The sequence below is a fragment of the Streptomyces altiplanensis genome, from assembly GCF_053591575.1.
Genome location: NZ_JBSFUB010000019.1, coordinates 13,442 through 32,313 on the forward strand (window position 1 = coordinate 13,442; position 18,872 = coordinate 32,313).

At 70.8% G+C, this 18,872-nt stretch carries 13 protein-coding genes and 1 pseudogene; 2 read left to right on the top strand and 12 right to left on the bottom strand.

The features are described 5' to 3' along the window. Positions 1-113: 113 nt before the first annotated feature. From ACWD0Y_RS12070 to ACWD0Y_RS12090, 5 genes and pseudogenes are all read right to left on the bottom strand, one after another. Positions 114-368: pseudogene (locus ACWD0Y_RS12070) on the bottom strand (TetR/AcrR family transcriptional regulator C-terminal ligand-binding domain-containing protein); the annotation flags it as partial. 479 nt (positions 369-847) lie between these two features. Then, positions 848-2,635: a DUF4153 domain-containing protein gene (locus tag ACWD0Y_RS12075; protein ID WP_450260247.1), complete on the bottom strand. Its 1,788-nt coding sequence runs from the start codon at positions 2,633-2,635 to the stop codon at positions 848-850. Positions 2,636-2,756: 121 nt separating this feature from the next. Then, complete coding sequence (locus tag ACWD0Y_RS12080) at positions 2,757-3,665, bottom strand: ADP-ribosylglycohydrolase family protein (RefSeq protein ID WP_450260248.1); 909 nt, start codon at positions 3,663-3,665, stop codon at positions 2,757-2,759. Between the two features lie 12 nt (positions 3,666-3,677). Beyond that, positions 3,678-4,337 (bottom strand): histidine phosphatase family protein, encoded by a 660-nt coding sequence (locus ACWD0Y_RS12085; RefSeq protein WP_450260249.1) that lies wholly within the window; start codon positions 4,335-4,337, stop codon positions 3,678-3,680. A gap of 219 nt (positions 4,338-4,556) precedes the next feature. Next, positions 4,557-5,162: a YdbC family protein gene (locus ACWD0Y_RS12090; protein ID WP_450260250.1), complete on the bottom strand. Its 606-nt coding sequence runs from the start codon at positions 5,160-5,162 to the stop codon at positions 4,557-4,559. Positions 5,163-5,311: 149 nt separating this feature from the next. Here ACWD0Y_RS12090 and ACWD0Y_RS12095 point away from each other — a divergent pair, with 149 nt between their 5' ends. Next, positions 5,312-5,842, top strand: a complete 531-nt coding sequence (locus tag ACWD0Y_RS12095; RefSeq protein WP_450260251.1) for a TerD family protein — start codon at positions 5,312-5,314, stop codon at positions 5,840-5,842. Between the two features lie 111 nt (positions 5,843-5,953). On the opposite strand, the gene ACWD0Y_RS12100 is transcribed toward ACWD0Y_RS12095, so the two are convergent. Next, the gene (locus tag ACWD0Y_RS12100) at positions 5,954-8,854 is read right to left on the bottom strand and encodes a vitamin B12-dependent ribonucleotide reductase (RefSeq protein ID WP_450260252.1); all 2,901 of its coding nucleotides are present in this window, start codon (positions 8,852-8,854) and stop codon (positions 5,954-5,956) included. 125 nt (positions 8,855-8,979) lie between these two features. Beyond that, positions 8,980-9,498 (bottom strand): transcriptional regulator NrdR, encoded by a 519-nt coding sequence (gene nrdR / locus ACWD0Y_RS12105; protein WP_450260253.1) that lies wholly within the window; start codon positions 9,496-9,498, stop codon positions 8,980-8,982. Between the two features lie 434 nt (positions 9,499-9,932). Here nrdR and lexA point away from each other — a divergent pair, with 434 nt between their 5' ends. Next, on the top strand, positions 9,933-10,721 hold the full coding sequence (lexA, locus tag ACWD0Y_RS12110; protein WP_093798667.1) for a transcriptional repressor LexA: 789 nt from the start codon (positions 9,933-9,935) through the stop codon (positions 10,719-10,721). Positions 10,722-10,804: 83 nt separating this feature from the next. Here lexA and ACWD0Y_RS12115 read toward each other — a convergent pair whose 3' ends face one another. From ACWD0Y_RS12115 to ACWD0Y_RS12135, 5 genes are all read right to left on the bottom strand, one after another. Then, on the bottom strand, positions 10,805-12,775 hold the full coding sequence (locus tag ACWD0Y_RS12115) for an ATP-dependent DNA helicase (protein ID WP_450260254.1): 1,971 nt from the start codon (positions 12,773-12,775) through the stop codon (positions 10,805-10,807). A 68-nt stretch (positions 12,776-12,843) separates the two neighbouring features. After that, positions 12,844-14,673 (bottom strand): IucA/IucC family protein, encoded by a 1,830-nt coding sequence (locus ACWD0Y_RS12120; RefSeq protein WP_450260255.1) that lies wholly within the window; start codon positions 14,671-14,673, stop codon positions 12,844-12,846. Between the two features lie 60 nt (positions 14,674-14,733). Beyond that, the gene (locus ACWD0Y_RS12125) at positions 14,734-15,459 is read right to left on the bottom strand and encodes a GNAT family N-acetyltransferase (RefSeq protein WP_450260256.1); all 726 of its coding nucleotides are present in this window, start codon (positions 15,457-15,459) and stop codon (positions 14,734-14,736) included. 39 nt (positions 15,460-15,498) lie between these two features. Beyond that, complete coding sequence (locus ACWD0Y_RS12130; protein ID WP_450260257.1) at positions 15,499-17,400, bottom strand: IucA/IucC family protein; 1,902 nt, start codon at positions 17,398-17,400, stop codon at positions 15,499-15,501. A gap of 29 nt (positions 17,401-17,429) precedes the next feature. After that, on the bottom strand, positions 17,430-18,809 hold the full coding sequence (locus ACWD0Y_RS12135) for a diaminobutyrate--2-oxoglutarate transaminase (RefSeq protein ID WP_450260258.1): 1,380 nt from the start codon (positions 18,807-18,809) through the stop codon (positions 17,430-17,432). Between the last annotated feature and the right edge of the window lie 63 nt (positions 18,810-18,872).

The following is an 18,872-nucleotide window of genomic DNA, read 5'->3' on the forward strand; positions in this document are numbered from 1 at the left end:
CGAGAGCCGCACAGCCGGTCACCGGGCGCAGGGGCGGCCCCATGGTCCGGCCGATCGTCTCGGCGATCCCCCGTCCGACCCTTCGCTCCCGCACACCTTCGAGCGGTACGCCATCAGACCGGGGGCGCGTCGAAGACCAGGCCGCCGGTGGTGTCGGGCCGGGCATCGCCCCGCTCGATCCCACAGCGTACGGCCTCATGAAAGAGCCGGGTCGGGGGTTCGGTCACCCGGCGCAGGATCGCCGCACGGAACCGCTCCGCCACCGCGCCGTCGCATTCGTGAAGCACTGGACACAGCGCGAAGCCGATTGTGGAACACATCGCTCCGCGCACCCGCCGGCAGAGCCGGTGAAGATCTTCGCGGATGCCGCCCCGGTCCGGCGCCTCGTCGAGATCCGGCCGTCCGGATCGTCGGGCGTCCGCGACGCGGTCCTCCCGGGGCCGACGGCGGCAGACCGCAGCCTCAAGAGCTGTCCGTTCACAACTCCCCTTCCCGTCACCCGTAGTGACTGCCTCTCAACTGCCTTCATCACACAAGCCGGACACGGCCCGGCCGTGGCAGGTACTCGCGGCACGGGCGCTCCAGGGCGTGAGCGGCGCGCTCACCTCGACCGTGGACACGGTGACCGTGGACACGGTGTCCCTGGTGTACCGATCCATCCGCGCCGCCGACGCCGACGCCGGGACGGGCTCCCGCCGCCTTGGGGCACCCTGTGCTCGGCGGAGGCGGCGGACACCGCGGGGCCCGGGGGCGGCCTGAGGATGACGCGGCCGAAGAGGACCGGAACGGGCCGGGGGCGGAGGCGCAGTGCGGCTCCGCCCCCGGCCCGTTGACCTCCGACGGCCGGTCAGTACTCGCTGTAGAGCCCACGCCCGTCGCCGTACGTACCGAGCTTCCGGCACTCGGCCTCGTCGACGTCCAGGGGGCGCTCTTCGATGATCTCGCGCGCCCTCGCCACACCGAGGCTCGTCGCGTACCAGGGCTCGTTCATGCCGTCGAGCCGTTCGGCGATGCCCACCAGCGCACAGGAGCGCTGCGGCTCCGGCAGCGCGTCCAGTGCCGGTACGGCATCGGCCGACAGGTCCTGGAAGTAGTGCACGTCGAGCTTCTCGGGGGTCTCCTTGTAGCGCGCCACGTTCTGCTCGGCGACCAGCCCGTCCGGCGAGACCAGGCCGAAGGCCAGTACGGCGGCCGCCGCGCTCGCGGCGACCGCGCGCGGCAGCCAGCGGGCCCCCAGGACCCCGGCCACCATGATCAGTACGATCACCAGGCCCAGCCACAGCTCGACCGCGGCCACCGAGATGCGCAGCCGCGTCAGACCGTACGCGTCGACGTACAGGTCCATGCGGCGCAGCGCGGATGCGACGACGACCAGCGTGAGGACGCACAGAGTGCCGAGCACCGAGCGCACCAGGACGCGGTCGCGGTCCGTGCCGCGCGGGGCCCAGCGCAGTGCGACGGCGACGACCAGAAGAACCAGCAGGGTGACCCAGAGCAGTTGCCAGAAGCCCTGGCGCGCGTACTGGGCGGACGTCAGGCCGGTCTCGCTGAGCACCTTGCGGTAGCCGCCGAACAGGACGGCGAGCTGGACCGCGATGAAGGCGGCGAAGAGGAGATTGAGCACGACCAGCGGAAGTGCCCATTCCGCGCGGCCGCGCGCACGCCCCGGCCGTATCTCGAGGCGGTCCCAGCGCAGTGGGGCGGCGGCGGTGCGGGCAGCGGCGAGGGCGCCCGCCAGACCGAGAGCGAAGAGGAAGATCCGCCAGGGGCTGTCCGCGACGGAGACGTCGGGCGCGAGGCCGCCGAGCAGACCGGCGAAAGCGGCGTCCGCGGAGGCGAAGAGCGCGCCGAAGACGATCAGCAGTACGACGGCGACCAGGACCGTACGCACCATGGGTGCCCAGCGGCCGCGCGACACCTCCGCCCGCTCGCGCATACCCCGCCAGGCCCAGGCCGGGCCGGAGGCCAGCGACCCGAAGATGCCCAGGGAACCGGCGAGGACGCCGGCCCAGGTGCGGTTGCCGTGCAGGGCGAGCGAGCCCAGTGCCAGCGCGGACACGCAGGCCAGGAAGGTCGGCCAGCCCGCGTCGCGCAGTGCCGGAACGGCCAGCAGGGCCAGGCCGCCGACTGCCCAGACGAGCGTCCAGGGGCGGAGGCGGCGGCCTGCCGCCCGGGCGGCGAAGTAGGCGGCGAGCGCGGCGGGCACCGCCACGAAGAGCAGGTTCAGGCCCAGACCCTCACCGAGCAGCAGGGCGCTCAGCAGGGCAGTGGCCAAAGCCGCCACGAGCGTGGCGGGGCGGATCCCGGCGGGCGGTCCGGGCCGTACGGCGGTCAGCCATTTCGGCGGCCCGGGCGACGGCCGCGGTCCGGCCGGTGGCGGTGGCCAGGACTGGTAGCGCTGGGGCTGCGTCGCCCTGCTGTGCTGTTCCCGGTACGACATCCTCGGCTGCGGCTGCGCAGCCGAGCTCTGCGGCGCGGCCTCCACGCCGCGCCCGGTACCGGACGGTTCAGCCGGTGTGGGCGGTGTGGACGGTGTGGACGGCGTATCGGACACGGGACCCCCTCCCGACCGGGCGGGGAGACGGCAGGGGTGCCGTGACCGGAGCCCGGTGTCTCGTAGGCGCACGCCCGTCATGATCAACAGGGCGGCGTGGCCCGTCAGACTAGCCCCGGTACACCGTCCGGACGCCGCCGGAGACCGGCTGTGGCAGGACCGTGACAGTCACGGAACCACCGCGTCCTGCAGGTGGCCGGTGTCAGACCACGCGGGAGGGGACCCATTCGGGCAGCTCTTCGGTCTGCTCCAGCCACCCGGCCGGCGGGGCTCCGGCCTCCCCCGCGGCGACGACTCCGCCGAAGATGGCGCAGGTCGTGTCGACGTCGCCACCCACCTGCGCGGTGGCCCAGAAGCCCTGCTCGAAGTCGCCGAGGGCCCGGGCGGCCGACCAGAGGGCGAACGGCACGGTGTCGTGCGCACTCGTACGCCGTCCGCAGCCGAGCACCGCGGCCACGGTCCCGGGGTCGTCGTAGTCCAGCATGTCGCGGGCCCGGCGGAGCCCGGCGCCCACGGCGCTGCGCGGCACGAGCGCGATCACGCCGTCGAGCAGTCCGGCCGGCGTCGGCGGCCCCGCGGGACCGGCGGCGAGCGCGGCGGCGGCCGCCACGGCCATGGCACCGACCACGGCCTCACGGTGCTGATGCGTGACGTACGACGAGATCTCGGCCTGGTGCGTGGCCTGCTCGGGATCGTCCGCGTACCAGGCACCGAGCGGCGCGATGCGCATGGCCGCGCCGTTGCCCCAGGAGCCCTGGCCGTTGAAGAGCGCGGCGGCGAGCTCACGCCAGTCGCCGCCCTCCCTGATCAGCCGGAGCATCCGGTTGACGGCGGGGCCGTAGCCGCGGTCGAAGTCGTGGTGCTCGGCGAAGGAACGGGCGAGCGCGTCCTGGTCGATGCGGCCGTGTGCGGCGAGCACCGCCAGGACCGAACAGGCCATCTCGGTGTCGTCGGTCCACTGCCAGGGTGCGGGCGGCAGCTCGCGCCTTTTGAGCAGCGGGTAGTTCACGGGTACGAAGAACTGGGAGCCCAGGGCGTCTCCCAGGGACAGCCCACGCAGGCTGGCCAGGGCGCGTTCGAAGCGCCGGACGGTGGAGGAGTCAGCGGTCATCGCCCTGCCACTCTATCCGGTGCGGCCGTACGGCTCGGGGACCCGCCAGCGTTCGAACGGCTGGTCAAGGGTGTAGCGGCCGTCCTTCCCCAGCAGCAGGGTCCGCGTTTCGCCGTTGCGCGGATTGGTCAGGCACTCGAAATCGGCCACGGTCCAGTGGAACCAGCGCATGCAGAACAGCCGCATGGTCAGGCCGTGCGTGACCAGCAGCACGTTCGGCGGGTGGTCCGGCGCCTCGAAGCTCCGGTACAGGCTCTCCAGGAAGGCCCCGACCCGGTCGTACACGTCGGCCCCGGACTCGCCCTGGGCGAAGCGGTAGAAGAAGTGCCCGTACGCGTCCCGGTACGCCTTCTGAAGCCGTACGTCGTCCCTGTCCTGCCAGTTTCCCCAGTCCTGCTCGCGCAGCCGCGGCTCCTCCCTCACCCGCACCCGGGCCGGGTCCAGCCCGAAGGCGGCGAAGGTCTCGTGCGTGCGGCGGTACGGCGAGACGTAGGCGCTGATCCGCTCCTCGCCGAAGAGCTCGCGCAGCCGCTCCCCGGTCTGCCGGGCCTGGCGCAGACCGGCTTCGGTGAGCCTGAGCGCGTGGTCGGGCTCGCGTTCGTACACCGAGTCGTCGGCGTTGCCCTCCGACTCCCCGTGCCGGACGAGAACGATGCGCCGCGGTCGTGCCATGCCGAAACCCTAGAACCTGTGATCGAATGCGGCTCGGCCGGGCGGCTGCCCCGCCTCCGTCCAGCGTATCCGGACAAGGAGACACCGGCGCAGCGGCCTGCCCGGGCAGGCGCCCGCCGGCACACCGGGCCACCGCGCGGAGCAGGGATCCTGCGCGCCCCGCCGCCCGGTGCGGTGCGTACAGAACCGCGCGTACGGCCCGGTCACACCGTCACACCGTCACACCGTCCAGGAGGGCTCCAACTGAACGACGGCCCCCGCCAGTTCGGCCACATCGGCATCGGTCTGCGCACGCAGCGACAGGCGCTCCACCCGCTCGGCGCGGTACTTGCCGTGCTCGGCGGCGGACTGCCACATCGACAGCGCCAGGAACTCATTGCCCGGCGCTTCGCCGAACACCCCCCGCAGCATCCCCGGCGACCCGGCCATCGCCGGGTTCCAGATCTTCTCCTGCATCAGCGAGAAGTGCTCGACCCGGCCCTCGTGCACCTTGCAGTGCGCGACCCGCACCACGTCGGCGTCGGTGAACCGCGGTTCGAAGCCCGTCTTGATGTCGAACCGGTAGTCGAAGAGCCCGACTTGGGGATTCTTGTACGTACCCGACTGGGCAGCCGCGAGCCGGTCGTGGGAACGGGCCATGAACGAGTCGTAGAACGCGCGGCTCTCCCAGAAGGAAAAGACGTGCACCACCCCCGGCCGCTCACGGCTCCAGCCACCGCCCTGCCCCCGGAACCCCGGTTCCCCCAGCAGCCCCGCCCACTTCCGCTGCCCCCGCTCGAAACCTCGACGGTCGATCACCGTGCAGCGAATCCACTTGACCAGCACCGCGCCATCGTACGGCCATCCTCTTTCACGGGTGAACAGTGCTGAGCGCCCCCCGAGTTGTCGGTGCCCGGGGCTAGCCTTGTCCCAGGTGCACATTCGCACAGCTCGCGCCGGTGACAGCCGGCCGGGTTCCGAGGGAGGGAAAACGGGTGGGCAGTCTCAGCAAAGGGGTCGACAAGGTCGAGGTGACGCTCAGGTGGGATCCCAGCCCCATGGGGGAACCGCCCCATGACCTGGACATCATCGCCGCGACGTACGCCGCCGACGACCCGTACGGCAGCCCCGTGTACGTCGTGCACTTCGACAGCCGCTCGCCGGACGGCACCATCACCCTGAACAGGGACAGCCGGACCGGCCAGGGATTCGGCTTCGACGAGGTCATGACTCTCGAACTCGACCGGCTGGCGCCCGTCTACGCCCGGGTGGTGGTCGGCATCGCCATCCAGCAGGGCGGAGGAAGGAAGACGTTCGGCGACATACCCAATACGGGCTTCCGCATCCGCGAGGGCTACACCGTGCTCGCGGAGAGCGACTTCGCCGACGTGTCCGCCTCCACCGCGGCCAGCGTCGCCGAGTTCACGAGAGACGCTTCAGGGGGCTGGGACTTCCGCCCCGCCGTCCGGGGCTTCGACGTCGACCCGAATTCCTTCGCCGGGGCGATGGGCGGCAGTCTCACCTGAGAGCGGCCTGCCCGGGAACGGCGGGCCCCGGGGCTCGCCGTTCGGGGACGCCGAAGGGCGGCGGGCCGTCGGGCCCGCCGCCCCTCATCTCATCTGTCGCCTACCGGCCGGTCAGCTGCAGCCGCTGGTCGAGCCGCAGCCCTCGCAGATGTAGCAGCTGCCCGCGCGCTGCATCTTCGTACCGCACGAGAAGCACAGCGGCGCGTCGGCGCTGATGCCGAGCTGCATCTCGACGAGTTCCGCCGAGGTGTGCGCCTGCTTCTGCTCCGGCACGGCCTCCGCCTTCGGGGCGGCGACCGGCTTCGGCGTCTCCGTCTGACGCGGGGCCGACTGGGCCAGGCCCTCGACGTCGACGTCGTCGTCCTCCATCGACGGCTCGTACGAACCGGTCTCCAGGTGACGCTGGCGCTCATCGGCGGAGTGGATGCCGAGCGCCGAACGGGTCTCGAAGGGCAGGAAGTCCAGCGCCAGGCGGCGGAAGATGTAGTCGACGATCGACTGCGCCATCCGCACGTCGGGGTCGTCCGTCATGCCGGCCGGCTCGAAGCGCATGTTGGTGAACTTCGAGACGTACGTCTCCAGCGGGACGCCGTACTGCAGACCGACCGAGACGGCGATCGAGAAGGCGTCCATCATGCCCGCGAGGGTCGAGCCCTGCTTGGACATCTTCAGGAAGACCTCGCCGAGACCGTCGTCCGGGTAGGAATTGGCGGTCATGTAACCCTCGGCACCACCCACCGTGAAGGAAGTGGTGATCCCCGGGCGGCCCTTCGGAAGACGCTTGCGCACCGGGCGGTACTCGACGACCTTCTCGACCGCGGCGCGGATCGTCTCCTCGGTCTTCTCCGTGACCTCGGCCTTGACGTCCTTCTTCTTGGCGGAGAGGGGCTGGCCGACCTTGCAGTTGTCGCGGTAGATCGCGAGCGCCTTGACGCCCATCTTCCACGCCTCGAAGTAGACCTCTTCGACGTCCTCGACGCTGGCCGTCTCCGGCAGGTTCACCGTCTTGGAGAGCGCACCGGAGATCCACGGCTGGATGGCCGCCATCATGCGGACGTGGCCCATCGCGGAGATGGAACGCTCGCCCATCGCGCAGTCGAAGACCTCGTAGTGCTCGTGCTTGAGGCCGGGGGCGTCGATCACATTGCCGTGCTCGGCGATGTGGGCGACGATCGCCTCGATCTGCTCCTCCTGGTAGCCCAGGCGGCGCAGCGCCTGCGGCACCGTGCCGTTGACGATCTGCATCGAGCCGCCGCCGACCAGCTTCTTGAACTTGACCAGGGCGAGGTCGGGCTCGAGACCGGTGGTGTCGCAGGACATCGCGAGACCGATGGTGCCGGTGGGCGCGATGACCGAGGCCTGCGCGTTGCGGAAGCCGTTCTTCTCGCCGAGGCGGAGCACGTCCTGCCAGGACTCCGTGGCGGCCGCCCAGATCGGCGAGTCCAGGTCGTCGACGCGCGGGGCCGTGGCGTTGGCGTCGGAGTGCTGCTTCATGACGCGCAGGTGGGGCTCGGCGTTGCGGGCGTAACCGTCGTACGGGCCGACGACCGCGGCCAGTTCGGCGGAGCGCCGGTACGACGTACCCGTCATCAGCGAGGTGATGGCGCCGGCGAGCGAGCGGCCGCCGTCACTGTCGTACGCGTGGCCGGTCGCCATGAGCAGGGCGCCGAGGTTCGCGTAACCGATGCCGAGCTGGCGGAAGGCGCGGGTGTTCTCACCGATCTTCTCGGTGGGGAAGTCCGCGAAGCAGATGGAGATGTCCATCGCGGTGATGACGAGCTCGACGACCTTGGCGAAGCGCTCGGACTCGAAGGACTGGTTGCCCTTGCCGTCGTCCTTGAGGAACTTCATCAGGTTCAGCGAGGCCAGGTTGCACGAGGTGTTGTCCAGGTGCATGTACTCGCTGCACGGGTTCGACGCGGTGATCCGGCCGGACTCGGGGCAGGTGTGCCAGTTGTTGATGGTGTCGTCGTACTGGATGCCGGGGTCGGCGCAGGCCCAGGCGGCCTCGGCCATCTTGCGGAAGAGCGACTTGGCGTCGACCTCCTCGATGACCTCACCCGTCATGCGGGCGCGGAGGCCGAACTTGCCACCGGCCTCGACCGCGTGCATGAACTCGTCGTTCACGCGTACCGAGTTGTTGGCGTTCTGGTACTGGACGGACGTGATGTCGTCGCCGCCCAGGTCCATGTCGAAGCCCGCGTCACGCAGGGCGCGGATCTTCTCCTCCTCCTTCACCTTGGTCTCGATGAAGTCCTCGATGTCGGGGTGGTCGACGTCGAGCACGACCATCTTGGCCGCGCGGCGGGTGGCGCCGCCCGACTTGATCGTTCCTGCGGAGGCGTCGGCGCCCCGCATGAAGGAGACCGGACCGGAGGCGTTGCCGCCGGAGGAGAGGAGCTCCTTGGAGGAGCGGATGCGGGAGAGGTTCAGGCCGGCGCCGGAACCGCCCTTGAAGATCATGCCCTCTTCCTTGTACCAGTCGAGGATCGACTCCATGGAGTCGTCGACGGCCAGGATGAAGCAGGCGGAGACCTGCTGCGGCTGGGGCGTACCGACGTTGAACCAGACCGGCGAGTTGAAGCTGAAGATCTGGTGCAGGAGGGCGTAGGCCAGCTCGTGCTCGAAGATCTCGGCGTCAGCGGGAGAGGCGAAGTAGTTGTATTCCTCACCGGCCTTCCGGTACGTCTTCACGATCCGGTCGATCAGCTGGCGCAGACCGGTCTCGCGCTGCGGCGTACCGACGGCTCCGCGGAAATACTTGCTGGTGACGATGTTGACCGCGTTCACCGACCAGAAGTCGGGGAACTCGACGCCACGCTGCTCGAAATTGACCGAGCCGTCGCGCCAGTTGGTCATGACGACGTCACGACGCTCCCAGACCACCTCGTCGTACGGATGCACGCCGGGCGTGGTGTGGATGCGCTCGATGCGCAGGCCCTGTCGAGCCACAGCCGCCTTGGATCCCTTGGTGCGGGAACCTCGTGCCGGGCCGCTCGCCGTCTCTGTCATGCCGCCTCCCATATACGTACAAAAACGCTCTGACGTGCCCAGTTCTTCCCGGGGCACGTGGTGTGTCTGATGTTCCGGACGCCGCGAAGAGCGGCCGGAACAGGTCTGGTCTGTCCGCCGGCCGGTCAGTCGGCGGCAGCGGCGGGCACGGGGACCTCGGGGGTCACGCCGGGCCCGCAGTCGCAATCACTTGCCGGCGGCCGCTCTTCGCGGAGCTCCGCGATGGCGGCCTCGAAGTCTTCGAGTGAATCGAACGCCCGGTACACGGACGCGAAGCGCAGGTACGCGACGAGATCGAGTTCCTGCAGTGGGCCGAGTATGGCCAGCCCCACGTCGTGGGTCGTCAGCTCGGCGCTGCCGGTGGCGCGCACCGCCTCCTCGACCCGCTGGCCGAGCTTGGCGAGGGCGTCCTCGGTGACCGGCCGCCCCTGGCAGGCCTTGCGCACGCCGGAAATGACCTTGGTGCGGCTGAAAGGCTCGGTGACTCCGCTGCGCTTGATCACCATCAGCGAGGCGGTCTCCACCGTCGTAAAACGGCGGGAGCAGTCGGGGCACTGGCGGCGCCTGCGGATCGAGGTTCCGTCGTCGGTGGTGCGACTGTCGACGACACGGCTGTCCGGGTGCCTGCAGAAGGGACAGTGCATGGAACCCAACCCTCCCTCGCAGTACGACTGAATAGCCTCGCCGGCCCCACGGAGGGCCCTTCGAAGCAGCCACCAGCATAGGCGATGGCCGAACTCCCGGCGGACCAGGGACCACAACTTGTGGGCGGCCGCGGCCATGCAACCACTAGATCTGGGGTCCGGGCGCGTTTTCACTCTCCGCGCGTGTCGTGCGCCGGCGGGTGACGACCGGCGGGCGACACGCTGGGAACCGCGCCCGGCCGCCCCCGTCCCGACGGCGGAGGTTACCGTGATGACCCGAATTGCCATTCGGTTCGAAATGGCCCCGCATACACCCCGTCGCACATTCCAGTAAAGCATTTTGCGCTTTTTCACTCGAACGTGTGTTTGGCGCAACCTTTCGAAAGCAACTACCGTTGTCCAGCCAGGGAGAGAACATCTCGAGAGGGGCCGACGTGACCACGACCGCTGACAGTGCAACTATCGCTGCCCAGGACCGCTCCCAGAGCCGACTCGAGCCGGTGCATGCCATGAATGAAGCAGCAGCCACACACCCCGAGGGCTCCAAGCCCTCACGCTCGCTGCCCGGCCGGCCTCCAGGAATCCGGGCGGACAGTTCCGGCCTCACCGATCGGCAACGACGGGTCATCGAGGTCATCAGGGACTCGGTGCAACGGCGAGGATACCCCCCGTCCATGCGCGAGATCGGTCAGGCGGTGGGCCTCTCCAGTACCTCTTCCGTGGCTCATCAGCTGATGGCTCTCGAGCGCAAGGGGTTCCTGCGCCGCGACCCGCACCGCCCCCGGGCGTACGAGGTGCGGGGCTCGGACCAGCCCAGCGCCCAGCCCACCGACACGGCCGGCAAGCCCGCCGCGTCCTACGTTCCCCTCGTCGGCCGGATCGCGGCCGGCGGCCCGATCCTCGCCGAGGAGTCGGTGGAGGACGTCTTTCCGCTTCCCCGGCAGCTCGTGGGGGACGGTGAGCTGTTCGTCCTCAAGGTCGTCGGCGACTCGATGATCGAAGCGGCGATCTGTGACGGCGACTGGGTGACGGTACGCCGCCAGCCGGTCGCCGAGAACGGCGACATCGTGGCCGCGATGCTGGACGGCGAGGCAACGGTGAAGCGGTTCAAGCGCGAGGACGGCCAGGTGTGGCTGCTCCCGCACAACGCCGCCTACCAGCCGATCCCCGGCGACGAAGCGACCATTCTCGGCAAGGTCGTGGCGGTACTGCGGCGGGTGTGACACCTCGCGGTCGAAGACCGGGCCCCTGGAACCCACTGCGCCGGTTCCGGGGGCCTGCTTCTTTTACGGCCGAACCGCCGCCGCTACTTCCCTTCGGCCTCGGCCGCGGCGTTGATCGCGGCGAGTGAGCGGCGCACCTGATTACGGTCCGTGGTGTACCAGAAGTCCGGCAGGGACGCCCGCAGGTAGCTGCCGTAGCGCGCATTGGCCAGCCTCGGGTCGAGTACGGCGACGACACCGCGATCCCCCGTGGCCCGTACGAGCCGTCCCGCGCCCTGGGCCATCAGCAGCGCCGCGTGGGTCGCTGCGACGGCCATGAAACCGTTGCCCCCGGCTTCCTCTACCGCCTTCTGCCGCGCGCTCATCAGCGGGTCGTCGGGGCGGGGGAAGGGGATCCGGTCCATGACGACGAGCTGACAGCTCGGTCCGGGCACATCGACGCCCTGCCAGAGAGACAGCGTGCCGAAGAGACAGGTCTCCGGGTCGGCCGCGAAGGACTTGATCAGCTCACCGAGCGTTTCCTCACCCTGGAGCAGGATCGGCATGCCGAGCCGGCCACGCAGTTCCTCGGCCGCCGCTTTGGCGGCCCGCATGGAGGAGAAGAGGCCCAGCGTGCGGCCTCCGGCGGCCTCGATCAGCTCGGCGAGTTCGTCCATCATGTCGCCCCGCGACCCCTCGCGGCCCGGTGTGGCCAGCTGCCGGGCGACGTACAGAATGCCCTGCTTCGGATAGTCGAAGGGCGAGCCGACATCGAGCCCCTTCCAGGCCGGGACGTCCTCCCCCTCCACACCCTCCGGGGACAGGCCGAGCGAGGCGCCCACGCCGTTGAAGTCGCCGCCGAGCTTGAGGGTGGCGGAGGTCAGGACGACGGAGCGCTCGCTGAAGAGCTTCTCGCGCAGCAGTCCCGACACGGAGAGCGGGGCGACGCGCAGGGAGGCCCCGTAACGGTCGTGCCGCTCGAACCAGACGACGTCGTACTCGGAACCGTTGGCGATCCGCTCGGCGACGCCGTGAATGCTCTCGACGGCCGCGAGCGCCTGCTTGCGGACGGCGTCCTCGTCCTGGACGGACTTGTCCCGGGTCGAGCCGATGGCCGAGATGACGTTACGGGCGGCGTCGCGCAGTGCCATGAGGGCGTACCCGAGGTCTTCCGGGATCTCTTCGAGGCGTCCGGGAAGCGCGAGCTCCATCAGCCGCTCGAAGGACTCCGCGGCCGTCTGGAGGGCGTCGGCGACCTTCTCGTCGACGAGCTTGGCCGCACGGCGGACGGCCCGGTTGACCTGCCCGGGGCTGAGCTCGCCGGTCGCGACGCCGGTCACCCGTGAGACCAGTTCGTGCGCCTCGTCGACGATCAGCACCTCGTGCTGCGGGAGCACGGGCGCGCCCTCGATGGCGTCGATGGCGAGGAGGGCGTGGTTGGTCACGACGACATCGGCGAGCTTGGCGCGCTCACGGGCCGCCTCCGCGAAGCATTCCGCTCCGTACGCGCATTTCGACGCACCGAGGCATTCGCGGGAGGAGACGGACACCTGGCCCCAGGCACGGTCGGAGACACCGGGGGTGAGGTCGTCGCGGTCGCCCGTCTCCGTCTCGTCCGCCCAGTCGCGCATGCGCAGCAGGTCCTGGCCGAGCTTGCTGGTGGGAGCGGCGGCTTCGAACTGGTCGAAGAGGCCGTCCTCCTCTTCCTGCGGCACGCCCTCGTGGAGCCGGTGCAGGCAGAGGTAGTTCGAGCGCCCCTTGAGCATGGCGAACTCGGGACGCCTGCGCAGCAGTGGATGCAGCGCCTCGACCGTACGCGGAAGATCACGCTCCACGAGCTGGCGCTGCAGGGCCAGGGTCGCCGTCGCCACCACGACGCGCTCGCCGTGTGCCAGGGCCGGCACCAGATAGCCGAGGGACTTTCCGGTGCCGGTGCCGGCCTGGACGAGCAGGTGGGCGTTGTCGTCGATGGCTTCGGCCACGGCCTCGGTCATGGCGACCTGGCCTGGCCGCTCCGTGCCGCCGACGGCAGTGACGGCGGCGTGGAGGAGCTCGGGGAGTGAGGGCTTCGTCATAGCTCCACCAGCCTACGGGGCACCACTGACACCCCGGCTCCACACCTGGATCACAACCGGCGAGCTCATCAGGACAGGTGGAGGGGGTTGGGGACGGTGCCGTGCACCGCCGCGTGCGGGCGGCCGGGGCGGTCGCGGTAACCGTCGAGGTGCAGACGGTTGCGGTTGAGGCAGAGGCGCTCGATCCGCGGGACGAGCAGGTCGAAGAGCTCGTAACGGTCCTTGAGCTCGGGAAAGCGTGCCTGGTGCCGCAGAATTTCGGCCCGTACGAGTGACCAGAACTCATTCTCCGGAACACCCAGTTGTTCCTCGCAGAGGGGAGCCAGATAGCGGAACACACCGACGAACAGGCCGGAATGGATGAACTGCGTGAGGAAGGCCGGGGGCTCGGTGAGGAGGACCTCGCGCACGTCGTCGGGCATGGAGTCGTGCTCGGGCAGCCGCTGCGCGCTGACGTTCACGTCGTCGACGAAGTCCTTGATGGCGAGGCGCACCGGGATGTCGTGGTCGTCGAAGACGACGATGGCGTTCTCGCCGTGCGGGGAGAAGACGGTGCCGTAGCGGTACAGGAAGTGCAGCAGCGGGGGCAGCAGGGCGGCGAAGAGCCGCTTGAGCCAGGCGGTGGGCGTGAGACCCGAGCGGGCGACGAGTTCCGCGGTGAAGGCACGGCCCTCGGGGTCCGTGTAGAGCAGGGAGGCCAGCGTGCGGGCGCGCTCTTCCGGCGCGAGGCGGCCGGTGAGCGGCTCGCGCCAGATGGCGCCCAGCAGTTCCTTGTACTGGTACGGGACTTCGGGGAGGCCGTCGTACAGGGGGTGCGCGACGGCCACGGAGGCGACCTCTCCGAGGAGGATCACTCCGCACTCGTCGCTCAGGAAGGGGTCGGCGTCGCGCAGCCCGTGCACCCAGGCGGTGACGGCGGGCGCCGCCAGGGTCCGCTCGGTGGGCAGTCCCCGCCAGACAAGCGTGTTGAGGACGGCGAGCGGCAGCTTGACCGTGTGCCGGTCGGGACGGCTCGTATTGAGGAAGGTGCGGATGGACTGCTGAGGCAGCCGTACATCGCCGTCGGTGGGGAGCGGCACGATGGCGCCCTGTGCGACGGCGGGTGCGAAGAGCGGCAGGACCACTTCGTCCCACTGCCAGGGGTGTACGGGCAGGTAGAGGTACCGCTGGGGATCCAGGCCGCGGGCACGGAGCGCGGTGGCGAACGACTCGCGGGTGGAGGCGTCGAGTTCGCGTGCGTAGAGGCGCTCCGGCGTGGCGAGTAAGGGGACTCCGCGGTAGCCCGCGAGGTCGGTGCTGACCGCGATCCAGGGGAGCGCGGCCGGTGTACGGGCTTCGGGGGCCCAGTGGGCGGTGTCGCCGGCGGAGAAGCCGAGGCGGCCCTTGTTGAGTACGAGCCAGGGGTGGCCGGTCTGGTGCCCTTCGAGTTCCGCGTATCCGAGGTCGGCGAGGAGCGCCGCGGACAGGGCGGTGTGACCGAGGCGGGCGTCGGCGGCGAGGGTGGCGCTCAGCTCGCGGATGAGGTGGCCGAGGGTGGCGCCGTCGAGGGCGAGGAGGCGGCGGGCGAGAACGAGGAAGCGGAGGGGGTCGCCGAAGAGGCGGCCTGCGGCGTCGGCGGCGTGGTCGCGGAGTTCGATCGTGTCGGGGTCGACCCGCCAGCTGCCGTAGGCGCCGCGGCCGGCCCGGAAGGAGAGGATCCCGCCGTCGTCGAGCAGGAGGGTGTGGCGGTCGCCGGCTGGTTGCGGAAGCGGCTCGATGATCTCCTCGTACGCGAACTCGCCGAGCATCTTGGCGAGGAGGCGGCGGGCTGCCAGGTCCCAGGTGCCGGGGTTCAGTTCGGGCGGAGCGAGCAGCGGAAGCGGGTCCTCGAAATCATGGGCGGCGGCAGGTTTCGGCACGGGGACTCCTCGGGGTGGAACCTATTCGGGACGAGTGGTGTATGAGAAGCAGCGGGTGGTTCACAGCAGGTTTCGCAGGGTGCGTTCACGGACCATGAGTGCGGCTCGCTTGTCGGGGAGGTCGAGTTCGGCGGAGAAGCGGAAGCCTGCCCGGAGGAAGGCAGAGACGGAGGGGGTGTTGCGGAGGTCCGGTTCGGCGACGACCCGCGCACAGGCGGGACGGCTGTCGAGGACGAGGTCGGCGACGGCTCTGAGAAGGGTGGTGCCGAGGCCGCGGCCGCGGTCCGTGACGCCGCCGACGAGGAGGTGGATCCCGGTGTCGTGCGGGCGGGCCGGATAGTGGCGGGCCAGCGGGTCGAGGTCGGCGCGGTAGATCTCCCAGTAACTCATGGGTACGCCGGCCAGTACGCCGAGACAGGGTGCGCTGCGGCCGTCGCCGTCGAGCTGGGGGCGCAGGTGGGCGGCGGTCACGTCCTGCGGCCCTTCGAGTTCCCAGAAGGCGGCGACGGCCGGGTCGTTCATCCACCGGCTGATGAGCGGCAGGTCCCGTTCGACGCGTACGGGAACGAGCTGGAAGACCCCGGCGGGGGTGGTGACGGGGCCCCAGTCGGCGGGGGTGTCGAGGAGGTCGCCGCCGGCGGCCGGGGGGCCGGTCACCGGGCCGTCGTCGCCGAACAGCGCGACGAGTTCGTCGGACAGCCGCAGGTCCAGGGTGTCCTCGGTGCTGGATGCGGCGCGGGGAGCGGAGTTGGTTCCTGCGTCGGTGCTCGCATCGGGGGGAGGCACGGCGACGCTCCTCTCAGCAGTTCGGGCGGGCGTGTTCCTTCAGGTGCGAAGGGGGTTGGCGATGGTGACGTAGACGGACTGGGTGTCGACCGGGCCTTCGAGCTCGTCGAGGCCGTGCAGCCGGGTGAGCAGGTTGGCCTTGCAGCGGAGGCTGGGGGTCTCCAGGAGTTGTGCGGGCAGCGGGGAGCCGAGGGCGGTGTTCTTCCCGAGGAACTGGCGGAACGCGGCGATCAGGACGCGTTCGTCGGCCAGCCGCTGGGCGCCGAACGCTCCGATCAGGCCGAAGACGTTGTTGATGCCGAGGTAGTAGGCGAAGCGTTCGTCGGTGACGGCGTCGGTGACGAAGGTGTCGCTGGTGGCGCCGATGCCGGGGAGACGGCGTTCGAGGCCGGCGCGGTGGGATTCGCGGAAGTAGTAGCCCTGGTTGTCGCGGTAGCGGCCGCCGACGGGCCAGCCGTCGGGGTTGAGGAGGACCAGGGTGTTCTGCTGATGGGCCTCCAGGGCGACTCCTGCCGTGCCGTCCAGCCAGAGCACCGGGCGCACGACGTGGTCGAGGTAGCGCAGGAACCACTCGGCGGCGACGGCCGCGGTGGGCCGGCCGGTGCGGGCGGCGAGACGGGCGACGATGTCGGCGAGGCGGGAGTACATGCCGGCCCGGCCGGGCCAGGGCCTCGGAGCGGTGAGGCCCGCGATGCAGACGGCGTCGTCACCGGAGCCGAACGGGTTGTGGCGCAGCAGGGCGTCGAAGCCCGGAACCGGTTCGCCGTCCACCGTGTCCACGGCGAGCCAGGCCGGGTCGCGGACGATGTCGAAGCCGGGGTGGACGGACTGCCATTCCTCGGCCAGTCCGCCGCGCAGCAGCCGGTGGACCTCGACACCGCGGCGGAGTTCCTTGCGGAGGTTCTCACGACGGGAGTTGGTGATGCGTACACCGAGCGAAAGCTTGAGCATGGCGGGCGAACCGGGGCGGTGCACGGTGCGGACGGAGGAGGTGGGGTGCCACGGAGCGCCATGAGGGCCGAGGTCGTGGAGGAGACCTTGCTCGAGGAGCGCCGCGACGGCGGGCCGGTGCCTGAGCTCGCGGGCCTGCCAGGGGTGGAGGGGCAGGGGGACCGTGTGGCCGGGCAGTCGGAGGCCGTCGGCCAGCCGGACGGCGAGCTGCTCGACGGGAACGGTACGGCCACGTTCGGTCCAGGCGGAGTCCCCCGCGAGTACGGACCGGTCGACAGCCATCCAGTGCAGCGGAAAGGAGCCGTACAGCTCGGGTGAGTACAGGAGCGCTTCGGCGTCGGAGAGCCCTTCGCGGCTCTTGGGGGTGGGGTGCAGCGGATGCCCGAGGAGAAGGGACTGCTCCGCGCTGAGGAACAGGTCCGCCTCTTCGGCGGGGCCGGGGCTCCGGCGGCGGGCGGCGATGAACCCGGCGGTGCGCCGCACCGAGTCGGCGACCCGGCCCACCAGGTCCGCTCCTTCGCGCTGCCCCGCCTCGCGGCCCAGGAGGGCGGCGACCGTGACGGCGTCGACGGGCGGTGCGCTCTGCGGCCCGCCTTCCAGGACCGGCATGCCGAAGCGGTGCCATCCGGTGGCCGACCAGTAGCGGACGGGGACGAGCAGCGCGGTGCCGCTGGCGTCGAGCGGGATGCGGAGGACCGGTCCGAGGGGCTCGGTGATGTCGTTCTCCCGGACCCAGCAGCGCAGCAGGTTCTCGACGGCTGCCGCCTCCGCTGCCGCGTGCGGGTCGGGGTGGTCGAGGAGGTCCGCGTCCGCGGCCTGCGGGCGTGCGCCGGGTCCCGGCGTGCGCTGTTCCCCGTGGTCGCCGCCCTTCTGCCGGGGCACCTTGGCCTCGTCGACGACGAGGCGGGCGCACGTACCGCCCTGTCCTCGGTCGTGGGTGGTGGAAGGGCCTTCGGCCTCGGACGCATCGGATGCGGGAGTGGGGTTCACGGGGGTCTTCCTTGTGACGAGGTCCGGGGTCAGTGCGACAGCCCGGTCTGTTGCCGGTGGTACGGGGAGCGCTCGGCGGCCGACAGGGCGTCGGCCAGACGGTCGAGGACGGCCGTGGCCTGTTCATCGGTGAGGGTGAGGGGAGGCAGCAGGCGTACGACGCCGGCGTGACGGCCGCCGAGTTCGACGATGAGCCCGCGTTTCAGGCACTCCTGCTGGACTGCGGCGGCCAGGGCGGGCGCTGCCGGGGGGACGCCCGCGGACGTACGGTTTCCGGCGTCGGGGTCGACGAGCTCGACGCCGATCATCAGCCCCCGGCCGCGTACGTTCCCGATGCAGGGGTGGTCGGCGGCCAGTCCCTGCAACTGGCTCATCATGCGTGCGCCGAGCACGGCGGCGCGGTCGGCGAGCCGGTTCTCGCGTACGTACGCCAGGGTGGCGGCGCCCGCCGCCATGGCGAGCTGGTTGCCGCGGAACGTACCGGCGTGGGCACCCGGCTCCCAGGCGTCGAGGTCGGACCGGTAGACCACGACGGCCAGCGGGAGGCTGCCGCCGATGGCCTTGGACATGACCATCACATCGGGCACGACGCCACTGTGCTCGACCGCCCAGAAGGCGCCGGTCCTGCCGACTCCGGTCTGCACCTCGTCGGCGATCAGCGGGATGGAGCGGTCCGCCGTGATCGCGCGCATGCGCCGCATCCAGTCGTCCGGTGCGGGGATCACGCCGCCCTCCCCCTGTACCGGTTCGAGGATCATCCCGGCCGGGGACGGCACCCCGCCCTTCGGGTCGTCGAGGAGGTTCTCGGTCCAGCGGGCGGAGAGTTCGGCGCCGCGCTCGCCGCCCACCCCGAAGGGGCACCGGTAGTCGTACGGATAGGGCAGGCGTGTCACCCGTACGTCCTGCGCACCGCCCGAGGCGTCGAGGGCACCCGCCGTCATGCCGTGGTACGCCCCGGTGAAGGACAGCAGTCCGCTGCGGCCGGTGGCGGTGCGTACGAGCTTGAGCGCGGCCTCGACCGCGTCCGTACCCGCGGGACCGCAGAACTGGATCCGCGCGTCGTCGGCGAGTCCGCGCGGCAGGGTCGCGAACAGCTCGGTGATGAACGCGTCCTTGACGGGGGTCGCGAGGTCCAGCACATGGAGCGGGGCCCCCGAGTCGATGACCTTCTTGATCGCTTCCAGGACCACGGGGTGGTTGTGCCCGAGCGCCAGGGTCCCGGCGCCCGAGAGGCAGTCGAGGTACCGGCGCCCGTCCGCCCCCTCGATCGTCAGCCCGCGCGCCCGTACGGGGACGATGGGCAGGGACCGCGCGTAGGTGCGCGCCGCCGATTCACGCAGTGACTGGCGACGGAGGATCCCCTCGTGCGCGGCAGTCAGCACCGCAGCGGCAGGTTCGGTCACGGTCACGTCTGTCGGTCCTCCCGCGGTGAAGGTTCTGTCGCAGTTCTCCGCAGGTCCGTTGCCCGTCGG